The organism is Mucilaginibacter sp. P4_A11 (assembly GCF_056402535.1).
Genome location: NZ_JBFUHE010000007.1, coordinates 1 through 14,478 on the forward strand (window position 1 = coordinate 1; position 14,478 = coordinate 14,478).

Sequence of the window (14,478 nt, forward strand, 5' to 3'; positions counted from 1 at the left end):
GGAAGGGGCATAGCAAGTTTTTGCAGAAGCATAGGGAGCGCAGCGGGGCAAAATAATTGCAGCCCGTGGTTCTGTCCGGTTTGCAGGGCAAAGGCCTTGTGCGCAAAGAAGCCTACCTGCTGACTTGACTTTTTGGATACTTTTGTGTCAAGACAAAAGTATCTGGCCCCGCGCGGCCAAGAGCTCGACGATGTAAGTCCATAGAACAAAGATCGTTACCTGCCTGTCGGGGATTGCTTCGTACCTCGCCATGACGTTGTGGAGATGTCATTGCACCTTCAGAGTCCATCGGATTTAAACACTCAGCATGACAAAGGGACAAATATCATTTCTCCTTCAAATTCCATGGGATTTACCCACCCAGCATGACACCCCTTTTTAGAAAGGTTACACTTTCTACTAATTAATTTTATTAGCATTTGTTGTTTTTAATACTTTACTTTGCTAATATTTTTATCAAATAAATGACTGGTATTATATTAGTATTTGTATCACTTATTATCCTGCTGATAGCCGTTTTTTTGTTTCTGAAAAAGCCAAAAGCGGTTGAACTGATCTCGGCTGATGAGTTGAATAAACTCCGCTTTGAGCATGATCAGCTCAAAATTTCATTGGCGAAAGCTGAAGAAAAAGTTAATGGGTTAACCGCTGAAAAAGAAAGTATTACCAACTTTTTAAAGGAGGAAAAGAACCGCCTTATCGATGAGCTTTTATACGAGCGAACCCAGTTGGCGCAAGCCAATCAATCATTGGAAAGCGCCCGGGCCTATTATAAATCACAACAGGAAAAACTACAGGAGCAAAAAGTTGAAATTGAGCAGATCCGCACGCAATTTCAGCGTGAATTTGAAAATGTGGCCGAAAAACTGCTTAAAGAAAAATCGAAGGAGTTTACCGATATCAACCGTAGCAATTTGGATGTTATCCTTAATCCGTTAAAGGAAAACCTGAAGGCCTTTGAGGATAAGGTAGAGAAGGTTTATAACATGGAGGCTGCGGAACGAAATACCCTGAAAGGGGTGATCACCCAGCTCATGGACCTTAACAAACAGATCAGCGATGAGGCCCAAAATTTGACCAAGGCCCTCAAAGGAGATAACAAAAAACAGGGCAACTGGGGCGAGGTGATCCTGGAGCGGGTACTGGAACGTTCAGGTCTTATTAGAGACCAGGAATACCGCATCCAAGCCGCAATGCAGGCTTCGGATGGTACAAGATATCAACCCGATGTGATCATCGATCTGCCGGATGATAAGCACCTTATCATCGACTCCAAGGTATCACTGATAGCCTACGAAAAACTGGTAAATACCGATACAGAAGATGACCGTAAACTCTTCGCCAAAGCCCATGTCGAATCTATCCGCGGACATGTTGCAGGCCTGTCGGCCAAAAAATATCATGACTTGTATAAGATCAATTCGCCCGATTTTGTATTACTTTTTGTGCCGATAGAGTCCTCGTTCAGTATAGCTGTGCAACTGGATGGCGAGCTGTTCAATTATGCCTGGGACAGGAAAGTGGTAATTGTTAGTCCCTCTACACTGCTGGCTACCCTGCGCACTATTGCCAGCATGTGGAAACAGGAACGCCAAAACCGCAACGTATTGGAAATAGCCCGTTTAAGCGGTGATATGTATGATAAATTTGTTGGCTTTTTAGGCGATATGGACAGCATTGGCAAAAACATCAATCAAACACAATCAGCCTATAATAATGCTATCAATAAACTATCGGAGGGTAGGGGCAACCTTACTATTACTGCCGAAAAGATCAAAAAATTAGGTGCCAAAGCTGATAAGCAAATAGATCAGAAGTTTATTGGTGATGAGTAAGTACTGTCTTTTCCATTAAATTTAAACTTCCCGTCATTGCGAGGTACGAAGCAATCCCAAATGAGCAGAGCAGCTATGCAAGTCTCTCTGTAAAGCCGGGGATTGCTTCGTGCAACGACGCGTTCGAGAACAGGGAGCGCGGTATAGCATGAGGTTAGATTGCCACGCTATCGCTCGCGATGAAATTTTAGTTCTTCTTCCTTTCAAACCACCAATCTGCCTGTTTGGTAAACATCAGTGCCCATCCCCACAGCTCAATAATGATCTCTGCAATGGTTAAAATGATGAGATAAACAGGCATTTCAATGCTCTTTTTTGGAGCGGAAGTATCATGCAAAATTCCAAAACTATACAGCAACGATGACCCCAGGAAAAATACATTCAACAGGATCAAAACCGATAGGATGATCCTTGCCCATTTTTTCCCTTCGCCTGTAACAAAGATCAAAAAGCCAACGGCAAATAATATAAACAGGATGGCAGAAAAATTAAAACCATCCAGGTAATTATTGAGCGTTTGAATCAACAAGCCTAAATAAAGCAGTAAAATTCCTTTCACAAAAATCTCCGGTGGTTTACCATCGGGATGATTGTTCAGGTAAAATTTATCAAACGCTCCCTTCAACATTATTCAGCTTTTTTAAACGCGTTCCAGCCCTGGGCTTTCAGTTCGTGTACAGTACCACTTTTGGTAACCAGGTTACAGCCGGCCGATGCTTCGGTGATATAACCGATGATAGTGATATCCATTTTAAATTTGATCTTATCGTAATCAGCCTGCTTAACCGTGAACAATAATTCGTAATCTTCACCCCCGCTTAAAGCGCAAATAGTTGGGTCGAGGTTAAACGCGCGGGCAGTTTCAAACGTCATCGGGTCAAGCGGGATTTTCTCCTCGTAAAGGTTACAACCCTTGTTGCTTTGCTTGCAGATGTGTAATAATTCTGATGCCAAACCATCAGATACATCGATCATAGCGGTTGGTTTTACCTCGATACTTTTCAGCAGTTCCACCACATCCCGGCGGGCTTCGGGTTTCAGCTGGCGCTCAACAATGTAATCTTTCCCTTCCAGGTCAGGTTGGATATTCGGATTTTCCAGGTAAATCAATTTCTCCCGTTCCAACAACTGCAAACCGGTATAAGCACCACCCAAATCGCCGGATACACAAATCAAATCACCTTCTTCGGCACCATTGCGGTATACAATATCCGCTTCATCGGCATAACCGATAGAAGTTACGCTGATCACCAACCCTTGTTTTGACGAGGTAGTATCACCACCAATCAAATCCACGTTATATTTTTCACAGGCGATATAGATCCCCTGGTAAAGCTCCTCTATGGCTTCCAACGGAAATTTGCTCGACACCCCGATAGAAACCGTAACCTGCGACGCTATACCATTCATGGCATAAATATCACTCAGGTTTACCTGTATAGCCTTGTAACCCAAATGTTTAAGCGGCGTATATGCCAAATCAAAATGAATCCCCTCCAAAAGCATATCAGTACTTACCAGCACCTGCTTGCCGGCGAAATCAAGTACGGCCGCATCATCGCCAACACCCTTTTTCGAGCTTTCGTTGGTGAGCTTGATATTCTTGGTTAAATGACCGATAAGGCCAAATTCGCCAAGCTCCTCTAAATTCGTTCTATCCTGATTTTCAAACATAATTTCACCTCTAAATCTCCCCTAAAGGGGCGACTTTCTAATTATTTTTATAAATTTCTCGGGCCGCAACCCGGTTTTACATATTCCGCCAAAGGCGGGAAATTTTTTTTACAATTTTGGTTCACATACCCACCAAAATTTGTTCACCTCCAAAAACGGACGACAAATATATATACTCGAATTTCCGTTTAGCTTTTATACTTCTTAACAACAATGTGGATAACTCCATTTCCCGGGCCGCAGCCTTTATACATTATATCCGCCTTTGGCGGAAAAATTTTTAAGATTTTTGGCTATTTTAGCGCCTCAGAGGCATTTTTTCTTAAAAATACCTTCAATCCAAGCCCGTTCGGTTTTCCACATTTACCAGGTTTATAAGTTTCAAATCAAGGCCATTTTACCAATCAAAAAATCGATGAAATCGTCTTCGTCTCGGTGAAATCCCAAAAACTATAATCCCAGCTGCGCTGAAATCTCCAGCATTCGCTCAATTGGTTTTACCGCTTTTTCAATGATATGCTCAGGTACTGTAATCTCGGGCATTTCATTTTTTAAACACAAATACAACTTTTCCAGTGTATTACGTTTCATGTGCGGGCAGTCGTTGCAAGCACAATTGTTGTTTGGCGGCGCCGGGATAAACATTTTATCCGGGTTTTCCTTTTGCATCTGGTGTAAAATGCCAGCTTCAGTTGCCACGATAAATTCCTTATCTGGCCTGGCGCCTGCATATTTCAAAATCCCGGTTGTTGAACCAACATAATCGGCCATTTCCAGTATAACATCCTCACATTCAGGGTGCGCAAGTAATTTTGCTCCCGGGTACCTTTCCTTCAACTTAGTGATCTTTTCTCTCGAAAATATCTCGTGAACCATGCACGCACCATTCCACAATACCAGGTCGCGACCAGTCTTTTTGGCAACATACGCACCAAGGTTTTTATCCGGCCCAAAGATGATCTTCTGATCCTTTGGCAAACTTTCTACGATCTGTACCGCATTGCTCGATGTGCAAACAATGTCACTTAAAGCTTTCAGTTCGGCTGTGCAGTTTACATAAGTGATCACCAGGTGATCAGGATAGTTTTCCTTAAACTTTTTAAACAAGTGAGGCGGGCAACTATCTGCTAATGAACAACCTGCCTTTGCATCTGGCAGTAAAACCTTCTTTGTTGGCGACAGTATCTTGGCTGTTTCGGCCATGAAATGTACACCCGCAAAAACAATAATGTCGGCATCCGTCTTGGCAGCTTGTTGGGATAATCCCAAACTATCGCCAATGTAATCGGCAATATCCTGGATGTCGCCATCCTGGTAATAGTGCGCCAGGATCACCGCATTTTTTTGCTTTTTTAATTTTTCAATTTCCGCGAAAAGATCAAGCGTCGGATCAATCTTTTCATCTACGTATCCTTTCAGATTTATTTCTTCGAAGGTATTCATTTCCACAATTCAAATAATAACAACTACTTTTTAATTAAAATAAAACTATTGTTTATTAGGGTGTTGGTAATGTGCAAAAGTCGGAGTAATTTTTGTTTTAAAAATTAGTTTTCACAATTTATTAACACTTATAAACACTTTTCCACCATTCAGCCTACTGATTTTTAGATATCTATGACAATCAATTTTTATTTCAGAAAGTTTTATGTTGATATTTTCAGGGTTGACAAAATGTTAGCTTTATGACTAAAGTGTCGTAAAAGTCGCTCAAAAAATATTGATATTCGACACGAGAAAGGGAGTTATACACATTGTAAACTATTTTTCACTTTTTGTTTACATAAACTTAACAGGTTTTACAGCTGTTATTAACATTAGTACTACTTTTACACACATTCATATAAAATATGACCCGAAATGTTGATTTCCTTGTAGTGGGTTCAGGGATAGCCGGATTAAGTTTTGCGCTCAAAGCTGCGAAGCATGGTAAGGTTCTGATAGTTACCAAGTCGAACGAAGACGAATCCAACACCAAATATGCCCAGGGAGGGGTTGCGGTGGTTGTGGATAAAAAAGAAGATTCTTTTGAAAAACATATCCAGGATACCTTAATAAGTGGTGATGGCCTTTGCGACCGCGAAGTTGTTGAAGCCGTTGTTAAAGAAGGCCCGGCCCGCATTAACGAAATAATTGATTACGGAACCAATTTCGATAAGACAAATGAAGGTGTTTATGACCTGGCAAAAGAGGGTGGACATTCCGAGTTTCGCGTATTACATTATAAAGATGTAACTGGCTGGGAGATAGAGCGTTCACTTTTAGAGGAAATTCATAAAAACCCTAATATTGAGATACTTACGCATTATTTTGCAGTTGATTTAATTACGCAGCACCATTTGGGTGAGCTGGTGGGTAAATCAAGTACTGATATCACCTGCTTTGGGATCTATGCCTTTAATACAGAAACAAAAATTGTTGAAAAGATCCTTTCGAAGGTTACGGTAATGGCAGCTGGTGGTGCCGGGCATATTTATGCGGTTACTACAAACCCAACTATTGCAACCGGTGATGGTATAGCCATGGTGTACCGTGCAAAAGGTAAAGTGCGTAATATGGAGTTTATGCAATTTCATCCAACGGCTTTGTATAACCCTGGCGAATATCCTTCGTTCTTGATATCTGAAGCTGTACGTGGCTTTGGTGGCGTGTTGAAACGTACCAATGGCGAAGAATTTATGCATGAGTATGATGAGCGTAAATCATTAGCGCCACGTGATATTACTGCAAGAGCTATTGATGCCGAGATAAAGAAATCAGGTGAGGATTTTGTTTATTTAGATGTAAGGCACCGCAGTAAAAAGGATATCCTGAACCATTTCCCTAACATTTACGCTAAATGCCTGGAAATAGGAATCGATATGACCAAGGATATGATCCCCGTTGCGCCGGCCTGTCATTATATGTGTGGCGGTATTTTGGTTGATCATGTTGGGCAGTCGTCTATATTAAGGTTATATGCCTGCGGCGAATGTTCTTCAACAGGCCTGCATGGTGCTAATCGTTTAGCTTCCAATTCATTACTGGAGGCTTTAGTTTTTGCGCATCGCATTTATGAAGATGCAATAGTTAGATTTGAAAATAACGTGATCCCTGATAATATCCCTGACTGGGATGAGAAAGGTGTACAGCTCTCAAACGAAGATATCCTGGTTACCCACAACGTGCGCGAAATGCAAAAGCTGATGAATGACTATGTGGGCATTGTCCGTTCGGATTTCAGGCTTGACAGGGCTTTACGCAGATTGAAATTATTGTATGAAGAAACAGAGGATTTCTACAAAAAAACAAAGCTTTCTGTTAAATTATGCGAGCTGCGTAATTTGATCCAGGTATCATTTATCGTAGTAAAATCAGCCATGTTGCGTAAAGAGAGCAGGGGGCTGCATTATACTACGGATTATCCCGAACATGCTGAACAGATACAGGATACGGTGTTTTAGTGTGTGGTAATAAATTATAAACCGTCATTGCGAGGTACGAAGCAATCCCCAATTTGCAGGTCCGTCTTGCATAGTTCGCGATTGCTTCGTACCTCGCAATGACGGTTGTTTAAGAAAAGTTATGAATGAGCGAAAAACGGGATTCGAACCCGCGGCCTTCAGTTTGGGAAACTGACGCTCTACCGACTGAGCTATTTTCGCTTATTTGATATCCAAACATAAAGAAAATTATTTAAATCGTTAATTCACTAAATCAATAATTCACTAACTAATTAAGCTATGCCTGTTATACTACCAGTTAAAGGTAAAAGCCCGGTTTGGGGCAATGATTGTTTTATAGCCGAAAATTGTACCATAGTAGGGGATGTGGTCATGGGCGATAATTGCTCGGTGTGGTTTAATGCGGTGATCAGGGGCGATGTACATTACATTAAAATAGGGAGCAACACCAATATCCAGGATGGTGCTGTAATCCACGCTACCTATTTAAAAGCGCCGACTAACATAGGTAACAGCGTTTCTATAGGGCATAACGCGCTTGTACACGGCTGTACTTTGCATGACCATACTTTGATTGGTATGGGCGCCATTGTGATGGATCACGCGGTTGTAAATGAGTTTGTGATCATTGCTGCAGGTGCAGTGGTACTGGAGAATACAATTTGTGAGTCGGGTTATTTATATGCCGGCATTCCTGCAAAAAAAATAAAACCCCTTACCGATGAGCAAAGGGCTATGTTGAAGCAGTTGCCTCAAAATTATATCATGTACTCCGGTTGGTTTAAGGAGTAATCCGCTCTTTGGGAATGGTGACTGGTTCTTCTGCTTCCCAATTTGGCCTTAGCGTAATAAGTTTTTCATTCAGCCAGATATTTTCGGGCTGTCGTTTTAGCCGAACGTTTCCGCTATCCCATTTACCGTTTTTATTTTCGTCGTAAATGATCCTTATATAGTATTTGGCAGCCAGTATCCCTTTGTATACCAACGAGGTATTTTTGGTAATAGGATCGCTTTGAATTAGTTTCTTGTCTTCGCCTAAAAGCTCAACTACATATGCTTTGGCAGTGTCGGGTACAGTGAGCTTTACGGTAAGCTGGCTATAATTATCCAGTTTATTGATCTGGAATTTTTTAGTTAGTCGTTTATTCTTATCACCATAAATATCGGTCAATGCACCTTCGTTGAGTATCAACTCGTATTTACTGGTTTCGCGCCAGCGGTATTTTAAATTGAGCAGTTTATAGTTGCCGGTATCTTTTTGCAGCGTATAATCACTTGTTGCTACCGAATCTTCATTCAATGTAATTTGCGACTGGTCGATATTTTCGATAGGGATGCTTGCGGTAATTACCAGGTTGCTACCTGGTTTTAGCTTGCTGTCGTTGCCAATATTATAACTTGTTGTTACAGTACGTGTAAAGCTTTCATTTTTACGTTTTAACTGATAGATGGTATCAATTGCTTTGCCTTTATCAAATATGGCTACACGTAAAGAATCAAAATTCATATTGCGCAAATAAACAGAGGCCGTATCTTTTGTGCGCGAAAATGATACCTGTTTCTTGTTATCAATATCGGTAGGGTAGATGACTTTGATAGCCGGCTGAGTCAAGCCTTTATTAAATACCAATAATAATTTTCCATCACTGTCAAAACGTTTTTCGGATACCCTGAATTTTTCAGGATCCTGTTTGAAAAGGTTAAGTTGAATGTTCGAGGTATCCGACCGGAGGTGGATTGGTTTTTTAAGGAATGCGATCAGTTCTTCATCGCGGTTGAAAATTTTATCCGGGCTGGCTTCTTTCAACGCATAAATGCGGTAGTCGTCTTCACGCAAATTATTTAATGCGAAATTTCCTGATGAATCGGTTAGGGCAAAGATGGAAGGTTTCTTTTTTCCGAAGAGGGTGTCCTGCTTTACCGGGAAGAGGAAGACCAGCACATCCTTCTCTTTTTCCTGGGTGAGGGTGTTGGTTACTGAACCGGTAATGCTGAGCGAGTCGATATGGTTACCGGTGGAAAAAACATACGTGAAATTTTTAAGGACGTTGCTTTCATTTACGTCTTGTATTGATTTTCCGAAGTTGATAACATAAGTAGTATTTTTTAGAAGGGTATCCTTAAACTCAACTTTTAATTTTCTTTTGTTTGATGAATACTCAGGTTGCTTCTCCATGGCCGGGCTCATGCTGATTTCCTGGTAAGCGTTATTGAGTTTGATGAACTCGTCAAATTCCAGGTCAATTTGTTTGGCGGCAAAATTCCGGGTTTTATTTCCGGGAATTGCCTTCACCAATTTGGGCGGAGTCTGGTCGCGCGGCCCTCCTTGCGGTGGTTGCTGGGCCGCGCAGCCAAAAATGAATAAAACGATAAAAATCAGTAACGAGTTCTTGTAAAAAATAGCCGATTTTGTGTTTAACATGGTTTTTAGGCGATATAAGCGATTTTTATGTTTTTATAACAAGTACTATTAAAAATTAAAAATAATCGATTTTAAAGGGTATTTTATAATTACTTAATTATCAGTTGTTTATATATTATCTTGATACATGAACCATTAAAACAGAGATATCGGACGGTGAAACACCAGAAATTCGTGATGCCTGGCCTAAAGTGCGTGGTTTTATCCTCATTAATTTTTCACGCGCTTCTTTTGAAAGTGATACCAAAGTATGATAATCAAAATTTGGATTGATCTCGCGGTCTTCCATTTTTTTCATCCGGTCTACGATTTCCATCTCCTTGATGAAATAACTCTCATATTTGATTTTTATTTCAGCCTGCTCAATAGTTTCTTTATCATAAGCTGAAAGCAACTCTGCCAGTGCGGTGTCGGCAGTTTTCAGATCATTGAAGGTTACCTGGGGGCGACTCAATAGATTGAACAGTTTGGTACTTTGTGCCAGCGGACTGGTACCCAATTCTTCCATCAGGCTATTTACTGTTGACGGATCGATAGACTTGCTTTTGGTATAGGCTACAATATCGTCAGAGTTTTTTACCTTTTGATTTACTTTTTCCAAACGCTCATCGCTGATCAATCCTAACTCATGGCCCATAGGGGAGAGCCTGATATCGGCGTTATCCTGGCGTAATAACAGGCGGTGCTCGGCCCTTGAAGTGAACATCCGGTATGGCTCTTCGGTACCTTTAGTCACCAGGTCATCTATCAAAACACCTATATATGATTCTGATCTTTTCAGGATCAGCTCATGTTTATCGTTAATTTTTTGGTGCGCATTGATCCCTGCTATGAAGCCTTGTGACGCTGCTTCTTCATAACCGGTAGTACCATTGATCTGCCCTGCGAAGTAAAGGTTGCTGATCTGTTTGGTCTCTAAGGTTAAGCCTAATTGTGTAGGAGGGAAGAAATCATACTCGATAGCATAACCTGGCCTGAACATTTTGGCATTCTCAAATCCTGGTATTTTGGTGAGTGCTTTGTATTGTACATCTTCAGGCAGAGAGGTAGAGAAACCATTTACATAGATTTCTACGGTGTTCAATCCTTCCGGTTCAACGAAGATCTGATGGCGGTCACGCTCTGCAAAACGGTTGATTTTGTCTTCAATTGAAGGGCAGTAACGTGGACCTAAACCTTTAATTCTACCAGTAAACATTGGTGATTTTTCAAAACCTTCCTTCAATGTTTCGTGTACATCGGTATTGGTATAGGTGATCCAGCAGCAGCGTTGTTCTTCTATAAAAGGTACGTCCGTAAAAGAGAATTTGCCTCTTACAGGGTCTCCCCATTGTTCTTCCATCAGGCTATAGTTAAGACTGCGGCCATCCACGCGGGGTGGGGTACCGGTCTTCATACGGCCTGCTTCAAAGCCTAATTCAACCAATTGCTCGGTTAATCCTGTAGCTGCTTTCTCGCCTGTACGACCTCCTCCAAACTTTTTTTCACCTATATGGATCACTCCGTTTAAGAAAGTACCGTTGGTTAATACTACCGCATCTGCTTCAATCTCGATACCTATAGAGGTACGTACACCTGCTATAGTATTGTTTTTTACCAATAGGGAGGTAACAGTATCCTGCCAAAAGTCAACATTAGGAGTTGCTTCTAACGCTAAACGCCACTCTTCAGCAAACCTCATGCGGTCGCTTTGCGCACGTGGGCTCCACATAGCAGGACCTTTTGACTGATTAAGCATCCTGAATTGGATAGATGTTTTATCAGTTATAATGCCCGAATATCCACCCAAAGCATCTACCTCACGCACTATTTGTCCCTTGGCAACACCACCCATTGCGGGATTACAACTCATCTGTGCAATGGTACCCATATTCATGGTTATCAGTAAAACTGAAGAACCTAAGTTAGCAGCAGCAGCAGCAGCTTCACAGCCTGCATGCCCGGCACCTACTACTATTACATTATATTTCTTAAACATTTTATCCTCCTTGTTCCACTTTTGGAAGTCTTAAGCCGGAAGTTTTCAGGACTAAGCCTGCTTGATTTCGACTCGAAACTTTATACTTCCGACTTGTTTGTTCCACGTGGAACGTTTATTTAAAGTACTAAGGCGGGTTCTAAGTTTGATTATGCTGACTTAAAACCCTACCTTTTTTGAGATGTTCTACGTGGAACATCTATATTAAATGTAATTCTGAAGCTTATTGAATTTTAGCTTTCAATCTATAATTTATCGCTCCAGACTTATTAATAAACCACAAAATTACCTCAATTAAGCAGATGTTCCACGTGGAACCCTGAATAATGATATTAAAGCTACAAATGCCCAGATGCTCTCTAATACTACAAAAGGGTAGAAGCTTATCATGTATGAGGCATAGCCGCATGTTCCTGCTCCTATAAAATTCATCAAGCTGTAAAGCTTATTCTGTGCCGATAGTTTACCTGTTAAATTCAATAAAAAGGCTATCAAAAGAATGATAACACCTGTTGTTGCTATAATATCTGATATTTTCATTATCCTTCGTTTAACTCGGTTAATTCCATCCAACGGGCGCTTTTATCGTCCAATTGTTTATTCAGAACCTCAATTTGCTTCAGTATTTCATCCAGCTTTTTAGGGTCGATGCCTACTGTATCTAATTGTGCGGTTTTATCTTTTATACTTACTTCGATGGTGTTTATTTCACCTTCTATATTTTCCAGTTCCTTGGTTTCTTTAAAGCTTAACTTGCTTTTTTTAGCTGCAGGGGCTTGTGCCTGTACCACAGGAGCAGGTTTCTTAGCTTGCTGTTTGGCTTCTTCCAGTTCGAGCCTGTATGACGAATAATTGCCATTAAAGATGCGTACATGACCTTTTTCTTCCATGATGAAGAGCTGGTCGGTAAGTTTATCCAACAAATACCTGTCGTGTGATACCATCATCAATACACCACCGTAGTTGGTTAAAAACTCTTCCAGTACATTCAATGTGTCAATATCCAGATCATTGGTAGGCTCATCCAGGATCAGGAAGTTGGGGTTCTTCATCAGGATGCTCATCAATTGCAGGCGTTTCTTTTCGCCACCGCTCAGTTTTGATATAAAACCATATTGCTTGGCAGGAGGGAAGAGAAACAAAGTAAGCAGCGCAGAAGCCGAAATAGTTTTTCCATCGGCCATGGTAATAAACTCTGCAACGTTCTTTACGATATCAATTACGCGTTCATCTTCTTTAAAAGTGATACCCGACTGGTGAAAATAGCCTATTACAGTAGTTTCTCCTTTTATTACGGTTCCTTTGTCAGGTTGTAAAGCGCCGGTGATGACATTTAACAGGGTTGATTTACCGCTGCCGTTTTTACCGGCTAAACCAATCCTGTCGCCTTTTTTAAATATATAGCTGAAGTTATTGATGTAGGTATTGTCGTTAAATGATTTATAGAGATGATCCATCTCCATGATCTTGTTGCCTTGGCGTGCTGTTTTAACGCTCAGTTCAACTTTATCACGGATACCGCCATTCTTGGTTTTCTCTTCCAGGTCATAGTAGGCATCAATACGCGCTTTTGATTTGGTACCACGGGCCTGAGGCTGGCGGCGCATCCATTCCAGTTCTTTCCTTAATAGGTTTGAGTTTTTTTGGAAAGAAGCTTCATCAGCTGCTTCACGCTCAGCTTTCTTTTCAAGGTAATAACCATAGCTGCCATTATAAGGCTGGATCTTGCCACGGTCTATCTCTAATATCTCGTTACATACGTTATCCAGGAAATACCTGTCGTGCGTAACCATCAGTATGGTTTTGTTTCCTTCGGTCAGTAATTTCTCCAGCCATTCAATGGTATCAATATCCAGATGGTTGGTAGGCTCATCCAAAATGTAAACTTCAGGATCTTCAATAAGCAGCTTAGCTAAGGCTAAACGTTTCTTTTGCCCACCCGATAGGGTAGTGATGTGCTGATTAAGATGGTGGATATCTAAACGGCCTAAAATAGTTTTGATCTTGTACTCATATTCCCAGGCATCAACCTCACTCATCTCTTCCATGATCTTTTCGATGGCCTTGGTATTTTCAGGATCGTTCTCCATCAGTTCCTCATACCTGCGGATCAGTTGCTGTTGCACATCATCGGCATGGAAAATATAATCGCTGATGGTAACCGCGTTTTTAAAGTTAGGATCCTGCTCAAGGTATCCCATATTAAGGTCACGTGCTTGCACTACTTTACCTTCAGTAGGTTTTATAGTACCCCCCAGTATTTTTAAAAGGGTTGATTTGCCGGCACCGTTAACACCCACAAGTGCAACCTTACGGCCGCGGTTAATACCTATGGTTACATTTTTAAATAACCAGTTGTCATGAAATTGATGGCCAAGGTTCTCGGCAGAAAGATAAGTACTCACGATAGTTGTTTTATTTTATCCGACTCGTATACAAATACACCAGTCGCTTTTTTTATTGATTGTTTATACATGGCCATGGCAACTGTTGATGCCGCTATGCTTTGATATTTTTTCCAGCTGCCAAAAAGCAGGGGATTGATCACTTTCATTAAACTGTGAAGAAACTTTTCCATCGGTCTGCTTTCCTGCCTGTCGCCTACTAAGAAGGAGGGCCGATAGATATGTGCTGAAGGCAATCCTACAGCTGTAATATCAGCTTCCGTTTCTCCTTTGGTTTTGGTATAAAAATTTGCCCCGTTTATGTTCGCTCCTATAGAAGACACCAGGTGATATTGTTCAATCCCGTTTTGCTTGGCCAGTTGTGCCAGTAATAACGGATAATCATGATCTATCTTGCGATAAATGCTCAAATCAGGCGTTTTCTTTTTGGTTGATCCTAAACAACAGAACAAGGCATGGCCAGTCAGCTCTTTTTGGTATGTTTCGGGCTGATCAAAGTCAATAACAAGCTGTGTTAATTTTTTATGCTGAAGTGGTATTTTTTTTCTGACCAGGATCAATACTTCATCATAATAAGCTTGTTCTAATAAAATTTGCAGGAGGTGACTGCCAATAAGTCCGCTTGAGCCTGCAACGACAGCTTTTTTGGCCATTACTTATTGATTTTCCGCAAAAATACGCATAATTAAATTGTGGAATAAATATTGTGTGTTTAAACATA

Annotated in this window: 11 protein-coding genes and 1 tRNA gene; 3 read left to right on the plus strand and 9 right to left on the minus strand. The window is 41.0% G+C overall.

The genetic code is table 11. From position 1 onward, the window contains the following. Nucleotides 1-464: 464 nt before the first annotated feature. Nucleotides 465-1,835, plus strand: coding sequence for a DNA recombination protein RmuC (locus AC1DUD_RS14875; protein ID WP_477375620.1), 1,371 nt, complete (start codon nucleotides 465-467; stop codon nucleotides 1,833-1,835). 187 nt (nucleotides 1,836-2,022) lie between these two features. Here AC1DUD_RS14875 and AC1DUD_RS14880 read toward each other — a convergent pair whose 3' ends face one another. The 3 genes from AC1DUD_RS14880 to nadA form a co-directional block, all read right to left on the minus strand. Next, complete coding sequence (locus AC1DUD_RS14880; RefSeq protein WP_477375622.1) at nucleotides 2,023-2,463, minus strand: hypothetical protein; 441 nt, start codon at nucleotides 2,461-2,463, stop codon at nucleotides 2,023-2,025. After that, complete coding sequence (gene thiL / locus AC1DUD_RS14885; protein ID WP_477375624.1) at nucleotides 2,463-3,509, minus strand: thiamine-phosphate kinase; 1,047 nt, start codon at nucleotides 3,507-3,509, stop codon at nucleotides 2,463-2,465. The genes AC1DUD_RS14880 and thiL overlap by 1 nt, the downstream gene beginning before the upstream one ends. Before the next feature lie 450 nt (nucleotides 3,510-3,959). Then, nucleotides 3,960-4,952, minus strand: coding sequence for a quinolinate synthase NadA (gene nadA / locus AC1DUD_RS14890; protein ID WP_477375626.1), 993 nt, complete (start codon nucleotides 4,950-4,952; stop codon nucleotides 3,960-3,962). A 407-nt stretch (nucleotides 4,953-5,359) separates the two neighbouring features. On the opposite strand from nadA, the gene nadB reads away from it, so the two are divergent. Next, nucleotides 5,360-6,952, plus strand: coding sequence for an L-aspartate oxidase (nadB, locus tag AC1DUD_RS14895; protein WP_330861083.1), 1,593 nt, complete (start codon nucleotides 5,360-5,362; stop codon nucleotides 6,950-6,952). 128 nt (nucleotides 6,953-7,080) lie between these two features. Here the strand turns inward: nadB and AC1DUD_RS14900 are convergent. Further along, nucleotides 7,081-7,153: transfer RNA gene (locus tag AC1DUD_RS14900), tRNA-Gly, on the minus strand. Nucleotides 7,154-7,231: 78 nt separating this feature from the next. Here AC1DUD_RS14900 and AC1DUD_RS14905 point away from each other — a divergent pair. After that, nucleotides 7,232-7,744 carry a gamma carbonic anhydrase family protein gene (locus AC1DUD_RS14905; protein ID WP_477375628.1) on the plus strand — a complete coding sequence of 171 codons (513 nt, stop codon included), beginning with the start codon at nucleotides 7,232-7,234 and terminating at the stop codon, nucleotides 7,742-7,744. On the opposite strand, the gene AC1DUD_RS14910 is transcribed toward AC1DUD_RS14905, so the two are convergent. The 5 genes from AC1DUD_RS14910 to AC1DUD_RS14930 form a co-directional block, all read right to left on the minus strand. After that, entirely contained in the window at nucleotides 7,734-9,374 is a 1,641-nt protein-coding gene (locus tag AC1DUD_RS14910; RefSeq protein ID WP_477375630.1) for an Ig-like domain-containing domain, read from the minus strand. The two genes, AC1DUD_RS14905 and AC1DUD_RS14910, sit on opposite strands and share 11 nt — an antisense overlap. Nucleotides 9,375-9,489: 115 nt before the next feature. Continuing rightward, nucleotides 9,490-11,352 carry a tRNA uridine-5-carboxymethylaminomethyl(34) synthesis enzyme MnmG gene (gene mnmG / locus AC1DUD_RS14915; RefSeq protein WP_477375632.1) on the minus strand — a complete coding sequence of 621 codons (1,863 nt, stop codon included), beginning with the start codon at nucleotides 11,350-11,352 and terminating at the stop codon, nucleotides 9,490-9,492. Nucleotides 11,353-11,646: 294 nt separating this feature from the next. Continuing rightward, on the minus strand, nucleotides 11,647-11,892 hold the full coding sequence (locus AC1DUD_RS14920; protein ID WP_477375634.1) for a CBU_0592 family membrane protein: 246 nt from the start codon (nucleotides 11,890-11,892) through the stop codon (nucleotides 11,647-11,649). Then, nucleotides 11,892-13,757: an ABC-F family ATP-binding cassette domain-containing protein gene (locus AC1DUD_RS14925; protein WP_477375636.1), complete on the minus strand. Its 1,866-nt coding sequence runs from the start codon at nucleotides 13,755-13,757 to the stop codon at nucleotides 11,892-11,894. Before AC1DUD_RS14925 ends, AC1DUD_RS14920 begins: the two co-directional genes overlap by 1 nt. Continuing rightward, nucleotides 13,754-14,410 (minus strand): oxidoreductase, encoded by a 657-nt coding sequence (locus tag AC1DUD_RS14930; RefSeq protein ID WP_477375638.1) that lies wholly within the window; start codon nucleotides 14,408-14,410, stop codon nucleotides 13,754-13,756. Before AC1DUD_RS14930 ends, AC1DUD_RS14925 begins: the two co-directional genes overlap by 4 nt. Nucleotides 14,411-14,478 lie beyond the last annotated feature (68 nt).